The sequence below is a fragment of the Paenarthrobacter sp. CC6 genome (genome assembly GCF_040560085.1).
GTDB classification, from domain to species: Bacteria; Actinomycetota; Actinomycetes; order Actinomycetales; family Micrococcaceae; genus Arthrobacter; species Arthrobacter nicotinovorans.
The window spans coordinates 63,508-70,332 of sequence record NZ_JARDAN010000021.1; the positions used below are offsets into that span (position 1 = coordinate 63,508).

Below are 6,825 nucleotides of genomic sequence, written 5' to 3' on the forward strand. Positions count from 1 at the left end.
CTCAATGCCCCTGCACGTCCGAGTCGACGCCGGCGTCTGGCCCGCCGTCGAGAGTCTGAAGCGTGGTGAGGTCGTCCTGGTCCAGCTCGAAGTCGAAAACGTCCAGGTTCTCTTTCATGCGCTGGGGGTTGGCGGTTTTGGGTATGGCAACCAGGCCCTGCTGGACGTGCCAGCGGAGCACAACCTGTCCCGGCGTCTTTCCATACTTTTCACCAACCGTCGCCAGGACCGGGGCATTCAAAAGGTCGCTGCTGGCACCCAGCGGGCTGTAGGACTCTGTGACGATTCCGTTGCGTTCGTTGAAGGCCCGGGCAGCCGACCTCGGGACGGAAGGACTCAGCTGGATCTGGTTCACGGCCGGAACGACGTCCGTTTCCCGGAACAGGCGGTCGAGGTGCGCCGGCTTGAAGTTGGAAACTCCGATGGAGCGCGCTTTCCCCGACGCTTGAAGTTCCTCAAAGGTTCTCCAGGTTGAGACGAACTCGTCGCGCCGGGGGAGCGGCCAGTGAATCAGCAGCAGGTCCACGTAGTCCAATCCCAGACGTTCCAGTGAACCCTCCAAGCCGGCAACAGCCCTCCCGGAACCCTGGTACTCGCCGTCGAGCTTGGTGGTGATGAACAGTTCCCCACGTTCCACCCCGGATGTGCGGATACCGTTGCCCACGCCCTTCTCGTTCCCGTACTTCACCGCGGTATCGATGTGCCGGTACCCGTGGCTCACCGCCTCCACCACGGCATCGGCAACCTGGGCGTCATTCAAGGGCCAAGTGCCGAGGCCCAGTTGCGGGATCTTGTGGCCGTCGTTGAGTTCGATAAGCGGTGCACGTGTCATGGGCTGGGTCTCCTCCGGGTTTCTTCGTTTCTACGCTGGCCGCTTGCTGCTTGGCAACAGCTACCGACGCGACCAGTCATGGAGTTTGTCGCTCAGCTCCATGTAGTCCTCACTCACCACCTGCAGTTCCGGGTGGGCATCATGCCACGCCACGATCTCCCGGGCTCCGTCCGCAAACGGGATTGTTGCCCGGTATTCGGGAACGAGCGCCTTGATCTTGGAATTGTCGAACACCACCGAGTGCGAACGGTCGCCCAGCAAGTTGGGACCGAGCTCCGCACTGTGAGCTGCAATGGTCTCCGAGGAAACGTGGAACAACTCCGGCTCCTCCACCCCTGCAGCACGCGCGAACAAGCGGTAAATCTGGTTCCACGGCAGGAACTCATCCGAGGTGATCGTGTAGCTTTCGCCAACGGCCTGCGGCCTGCCCAGGAGGCCAACGAAGGCCTTGGCAAAGTCCCGGCTGTGGGTCAATGTCCAGAGCGAGGTTCCGTCACCATGCACCATGACCGGCATCCCGGCGCGCATCCGGTGGATGTCAGTCCAGCCGCCCACCATGGCAATCTTCGTTCGGTCATAGGTGTGGGATGGGCGAACCACCGTCAAAGGGAAGTCCTGATCGCGGTACGCCTCGAACAGCAGCTCTTCACAGGCAATCTTGTCCTGCGAGTACTTCCAGAAAGGATTCTTCAACGGAGTGGATTCCCGGATGGGCAGCGTGGTTGGCGGCTTTTGGTACGCCGACGCCGAACTGATGAAGACGTACTGACCCGTCCTGCCACGGAACATCTCCAAGCCGGCCCGCGCCTGATCCGGCGTGAAGGAAATGAAGTCCGCAACGGCGTCGAACTCCCTTCCCTGAAGTACCTCACGCACAGCCTGCGGATCGCGGACATCCGCGTGCAGCACCTCCGCCCCATCGGGGACCGGCCGACCGGCCGACCGTCCCCGGTTAAGGATGGTCAGCCGGTGGCCCAGCGCGACGGCGCGTTCAGCCGCCGACGCACTAATGACCCCGGTCCCGCCGATGAACAGGATGTTCCGCGGCGAGACCGTGTCCGCCGCCGCTCCGAGGCTGTCCGGAAGGAGGCTGCTCACCAGGCGTAGTCTTCGGGGGCGGGGCGGTGGCCCGGGAAGATGTCATCGAGGCGCTTGAGGGCGTCCTCGTTCAGGGAGACATCCAGCGCGCGGATGGCTGCGTCCAATTGCTCCTGCGTACGCGGCCCAACAATCGGTGCAGTCACGGCAGGCTGGTGGAGGAGCCACGCCAGCGCGACGTCTCCGGGTGCATGGCCGAGTTCGTCAGCGAAATCCTCGTACTGGCGGATCTGGTCCTCATGCTTCTTCAGGGTCTCAAGTGCCCGGCCCTCAGTGCGGCGGACGCCTTGCTCTTCCTTCTTCAGCACGCCACCCAGCAGCCCTCCTTGCAACGGCGACCACGGGATCAGGCCCAAGCCATACTGCTGCGCGGCCGGGATGACCTCAAGCTCCAATTCGCGCTTGAAAAGGTTGTAGATGGACTGCTCGCTCACCAAGCCGGTGTAGTTCCGGCGGCGCGCTGCTTCCTGTGCCTGGGCGATGTGCCAGCCGGCAAAGTTGCTGCTGCCCGAGTAGAGGATCTTGCCCTGCTGGACTGCAACCTCAATCGCCTGCCAGATCTCATCCCACGGCGTATCCCGGTCGATGTGGTGGAACTGGTAAATGTCGATGTAGTCCGTTTGCAGCCGCTTAAGGCTCGCATCAAGTGCGCGCCGTATGTTCAGCGCGGACAACTTGGACTCGTTGGGGCGGTCCGTCATGGTGCCGTACAGCTTGGTGGCCAGCACGGTCCTTTCGCGGCGCTCGCCGCCCTTGGCGAACCAGCGGCCGATGATTTCTTCGGTCCAGCCCCGGTGCTCCACGCCACCGTAAACATTGGCGGTGTCGAAGAAGTTGATGCCGGAGTCCAACGCGGAGTCCATGATGGAATGCGCTGTTTCCTCGTCCGTCTGCGGGCCGAAGTTCATGGTTCCAAGGCAGAGGCGTGAAACTTTCAGGCCGGAACGGCCCAGGTGGGTGTACTGCATGTCTGTTGGGTCCTTTGTGCTTGGCTTGCGGTCTTAGAGCTGGGTGAAAGCGGCGACGGCGGGATCGGAACCGATCCGCGCGCCTGCTTCAAGAGCGGTGATGGCGGCGAGTTCGGATTCGGTGAGGCTCAAATCCGCCGCACCGAAGTTCTCCCGCATCCGGGACGAGTCCGCGGACTTCGGGATCACGATGGTTCCCTGCGCGAGGTGCCAGGCGAGGATCACCTGTGCAGGGGTAGTGCCGTGTGCTGCCGCGACAAGGGCCACTTGCTCGGCGTTCAGGTCTTTTCCCTGTCCCAACGGGCTGTATGCCTCAACGGCAATGCCAAGGTCACGGCACTTGTTGGCCAGTTCTGCCTGCTGGAACGTGGGGTGGAGCTCGATCTGGTTCACGGCGGGCACTACCTCGGCTTCCCGGAGCAGCGTGTCCACGTGATCGGCCAGGAAGTTGGAAATGCCGATGGCCCGGATCTGCTTGTCCTGGTAAAGCTTCTCCATTTCCTTCCAGGCCTTCGTGAAGAGGCCCTGTGACGGGACCGGCCAGTGGATCAGGTAGAGGTCAACGACTTCCAGGCCCAAGGCGTCCCTGCTTCGCTGGAAGGCGTCATAGGCTTCGCCTTGTTCGCCGTTGCGGAGCTTGGTGGTGATAAAGAGTTCTTCGCGGGGAATGCCCGAGGCTTTGATTGCGGCGCCGACTCCTGCCTCGTTCCGGTAGGCGGCAGCGGTATCGATGTGGCGGTAGCCGGTTTCCAGGGCATCTTCCACCACCTTCTGCGTTTCGTCGGCAGGCACTTGGAAAACACCAAAACCCAGCTGGGGGATGGTGACGCCGTTGTTCAGTGTCAGCTCTGGCATGACGGTCTCCTTCGACGGGATGGTTATGGCTGTGGCGCTCCGGTTTCTGGCTAAGGCCGTAAGTCGGTTCCAGAAAGCGTTTTCGGAGGCTCAGTACTGAGCCTATGCAGTTTTGGCGGCAGAGTCAGCAATACAGCCTGATCCTGTTTTTCCTAGGTCTGGTAGTCCTACCCATAACGGTGGCCTTTCACACACCCCGGACGGCAGAATGGACCAATGGGTCAAAGCGCCGAGTTCGGTAAGTTCCTCAAAATCATGCGTGCCCGTCTCCAGCCGGAGGACGCCGGCGCGCAGGAATCCAGCGGTTCCCGCAGGGTGCCCGGGCTTCGCCGCGAAGAGGTGGCGCGGCTCTCCGGAGTGAGCACGGACTATTACACCCGCCTGGAACAGGGCCGCAATATCCACCCGTCCAGGGCGGTCCTCGACGCAGTTGCCCGTGCGTTGCGGCTGGATGCAGGGGAGCAGGCACACATGATGGATCTGCTGGAGCATTGCGCCAGCTCCGCAGGCAGCCCCGGCCCCGTCCAAAAGGTACGTCCGGCTCTCCAACAGCTGCTCGATGCAGTGGGTGACGTCCCGGCCATGGTCCTTGGCAGGCGTGCAGATGTCCTGGCATGCAACCGGATGGCACACCTTTTGTTCACGGATTTCAGCCTGCTGCCGGCCGCTGAGCGCAACCTCACCCGTTGGCTCATCCTGGACCCTGCGGCCGGTTCTTTGTTCCGCGACTGGAAGACCGTTGCCGCTGAAGCCGTCGGTGCCTTGCGCATGGACGTGGGCCGGCACCCGAATGACCCCGAAACAAACCAGCTCGTGGGCGAACTGGCCGTCCACAGCGAACACTTTCGTCAGTGGTGGGCCGGGCACAGGGTCGCCACCCGCGCCGCAGGGACCGTCAGGTTGCACCACCCAGTGGTGGGGGACCTGGAACTGAACTTTGAGACGCTGAGTCTCCCGGACGACCCCGACCAGCTGCTGAGGATCTATTCCGCCAAAGCCGGGTCGCCGTCGTCGGACGCTCTGACACTGCTGAACTTTGGAGACGTGGGCACCCATGCCGAGGCCGCCGTGCCCGAACCCGCCCCTGCCCGCCGGGATGACAGTTGATGCCAATGTTTCCAAAAACATTGGCATCGACTGTCAGCTCGCGGTGAGGTCGGTCAGCGCTCCAGGCGGAAACCGAGCTTAATAGTGACCTGCCAGTCGGCAACCGCGCCGTCCTCGAGGTGACCGCGGATTTCCTTGACCTCAAACCAATCGAGGTTCCGCAACGTTTGGGACGCTGTCGCGATGCCGTTCTTGATGGCGTCGTCCACGCCCTCGGTGGAAGTTCCTACAATTTCGGAAACGCTATACGTGTGGCCAGCCATGGTGCTCCTCATCAACGTCATACGAATCTTTGGAAAAGAAATCAGACCCGCAGGGCGGGCTGTCCATGCAGACTAGCCCACGGATCCCTGTGCGGCCAGAGGTCCCGCAGCTTAGCTTTCACGCCAGTCGTTGCTGGTGATGTGCGAGCCGGCCTGGGGTCCCATTTGCAGCATTCCGCCGTCCACCGCCCACGACGCGCCGTTGACGTAGCTTGACGCCGGGGAGGCAAGGAAAGCGATGACGGCGGCGATTTCGCGTGCGTCTCCGGGGCGTCCCAGGGGCACTCCGGGCCGCTCCTTCTGGGTGGGATCCTCGTCCTCCTGGCCCGTCATGGGGGTCGCGATTTCGCCGGGCGCCACGTTGTTGGCGGTAATCCCGTGCTCGGCGAGTTCCAGCGCCATGGTTTTGATGAGCCCACCCAGACCGTGCTTGGAGGCGTCGTAGGCCGAGGCCCCAACGCGGGGCTGGAATTCGTGGACGCTGGTGACGGCGATGATGCGTCCCCCTCGGCCCGCCTTCACCATGCGCTTGGCTGCCGTCTGCATGGCCACGAAGGCCCCATTGAGGTTGGTGTCCAGCGTGGTCATCCAGGTTTCGTAGTCGAGATCCAGGAACTTGGTGCCGTCGCCGGTTCCGGAGTTGTTCACGAAGACATCCACGCCCCCGAGTTCCTCGGCAAGGGTGTCCACGGCGGCCGCCGTTCCGCGGGCATCGGTGGTGTCCAGTTGGTGGACCACCGCCTTGCGTCCCAGGCGGCGGACCTCCTCGGCGGTTTCCTCGGCACCCTGCTGGTCCGAGTGCCAGGTGATTCCCACGTCCATGCCGGCTTTTGCCAGCGCCACCGCCGTGGCCCGCCCGATCCCTGAATCCGAGCCTGTGACGATGGCGGTCTGTGGGGCGAATGATGCGTCGCTCATGGTCCTGCCTTTCAGTGAAGTGGTGGTGCCGATGATTTATCCCTACCCCCTGGCGCATGCAGTAAACACTCCCGGCACAAAAGGATCACCCCGGTGTGCAGCCATGGAGTGTAGATTTCTTGCAGCAGCACCCCGCGAATCCCCACAACCAGGAGTTCTCATGTCAGAAGTTATTGTCGTCGGCGTCGACAACAGTGAAACGGCCAAGCGTGCAGCAATGGCGGCAGCGAAGCTCGCCACCGCCCTCGGTGCCGAACTGCACGTCATCAGCGGCTTCTCGGACGACCGAATTGAAGAATTCGGCAGCGGCAGCGACCGCATCACGGTCTCTTCGGCCGACTCCGCGGAATACGTGGCCCGCAAGGTCTCCGAAGAACTTGACGTTCCGGCCGGCAGCGTCAAGTACTACGCTGCCCGTGGCAACCCGGCCAACGCCCTGATCAACTACGCCGAGACCAACAACGCCTCCCTGATCGTCGTGGGTAACAAGCGCATGAAGGGCTTGGGCCGCGTCCTGGGCAGCATCGCCAACAGCGTGGCACACGGCGCTCCGTGCGACGTGTACATCGTGAACACGGAAGTGGACGCGTAACACTCAAGCAAGCAAAGAGGCCGTTTTGAGCATTCAAAACGGCCTCTTCTGCTACCCGGATGGGTCCTCCGGCTGTCAGTTTCCGAAGTCGTCTGCACAACCGCCCGTTGAGGATCCTTGGGTTCTTGCGGTGATTGCAACACTTAGCGGATGGGTGTTGTCGTGGCGAGGTACTCGATTTACGTAAGGCCG

The 6,825-nt window shown here is 62.6% G+C and carries 8 protein-coding genes; 2 read left to right on the plus strand and 6 right to left on the minus strand.

Annotation, left to right across the window (positions count from 1 at the left end):
- Position 1 precedes the first annotated feature (1 nt).
- From PV760_RS18305 to PV760_RS18320, 4 genes are read right to left on the minus strand one after another with little or no spacing between them, the layout of a single operon-like run.
- Complete coding sequence (locus tag PV760_RS18305; protein WP_354628400.1) at positions 2–832, minus strand: aldo/keto reductase; 831 nt, start codon at positions 830–832, stop codon at positions 2–4.
- Positions 833–892: 60 nt separating this feature from the next.
- Positions 893–1,930 (minus strand): SDR family oxidoreductase, encoded by a 1,038-nt coding sequence (locus tag PV760_RS18310; protein WP_354628401.1) that lies wholly within the window; start codon positions 1,928–1,930, stop codon positions 893–895.
- Positions 1,927–2,898 carry an aldo/keto reductase gene (locus tag PV760_RS18315; RefSeq protein WP_039239253.1) on the minus strand — a complete coding sequence of 324 codons (972 nt, stop codon included), beginning with the start codon at positions 2,896–2,898 and terminating at the stop codon, positions 1,927–1,929. The genes PV760_RS18310 and PV760_RS18315 overlap by 4 nt, the downstream gene beginning before the upstream one ends.
- Positions 2,899–2,931: 33 nt before the next feature.
- Entirely contained in the window at positions 2,932–3,753 is an 822-nt protein-coding gene (locus PV760_RS18320) for an aldo/keto reductase (protein WP_018780205.1), read from the minus strand.
- 216 nt (positions 3,754–3,969) lie between these two features.
- On the opposite strand from PV760_RS18320, the gene PV760_RS18325 reads away from it, so the two are divergent.
- Entirely contained in the window at positions 3,970–4,860 is an 891-nt protein-coding gene (locus PV760_RS18325; protein ID WP_079582473.1) for a helix-turn-helix transcriptional regulator, read from the plus strand.
- A 53-nt stretch (positions 4,861–4,913) separates the two neighbouring features.
- Here the strand turns inward: PV760_RS18325 and PV760_RS18330 are convergent, their stop codons facing one another.
- Together PV760_RS18330 and PV760_RS18335 are read right to left on the minus strand one after the other, a co-directional pair.
- The gene (locus PV760_RS18330; protein ID WP_011773002.1) at positions 4,914–5,123 is read right to left on the minus strand and encodes a dodecin; all 210 of its coding nucleotides are present in this window, start codon (positions 5,121–5,123) and stop codon (positions 4,914–4,916) included.
- Between the two features lie 111 nt (positions 5,124–5,234).
- Positions 5,235–6,041 (minus strand): SDR family oxidoreductase, encoded by an 807-nt coding sequence (locus tag PV760_RS18335; protein WP_110505918.1) that lies wholly within the window; start codon positions 6,039–6,041, stop codon positions 5,235–5,237.
- Positions 6,042–6,201: 160 nt separating this feature from the next.
- Here PV760_RS18335 and PV760_RS18340 point away from each other — a divergent pair, with 160 nt between their 5' ends.
- Complete coding sequence (locus tag PV760_RS18340) at positions 6,202–6,633, plus strand: universal stress protein (RefSeq protein WP_018780363.1); 432 nt, start codon at positions 6,202–6,204, stop codon at positions 6,631–6,633.
- The last annotated feature ends 192 nt before the right edge of the window (positions 6,634–6,825 follow it).

What these genes read in the sequence shown, in the direction of transcription:
- PV760_RS18305 (WP_354628400.1), bottom strand. Translation starts at nt 832, where the DNA reads ATGACACGTGCACCGCTTATCGAACTCAACGACGGCCACAAGATCCCG.
- PV760_RS18315 (WP_039239253.1), bottom strand. Translation starts at nt 2,898, where the DNA reads ATGCAGTACACCCACCTGGGCCGTTCCGGCCTGAAAGTTTCACGCCTC.
- PV760_RS18320 (WP_018780205.1), bottom strand. Translation starts at nt 3,753, where the DNA reads ATGCCAGAGCTGACACTGAACAACGGCGTCACCATCCCCCAGCTGGGT.
- PV760_RS18325 (WP_079582473.1), top strand. Translation starts at nt 3,970, where the DNA reads ATGGGTCAAAGCGCCGAGTTCGGTAAGTTCCTCAAAATCATGCGTGCC.
- PV760_RS18330 (WP_011773002.1), bottom strand. Translation starts at nt 5,123, where the DNA reads ATGGCTGGCCACACGTATAGCGTTTCCGAAATTGTAGGAACTTCCACC.
- PV760_RS18335 (WP_110505918.1), bottom strand. Translation starts at nt 6,041, where the DNA reads ATGAGCGACGCATCATTCGCCCCACAGACCGCCATCGTCACAGGCTCG.
- PV760_RS18340 (WP_018780363.1), top strand. Translation starts at nt 6,202, where the DNA reads ATGTCAGAAGTTATTGTCGTCGGCGTCGACAACAGTGAAACGGCCAAG.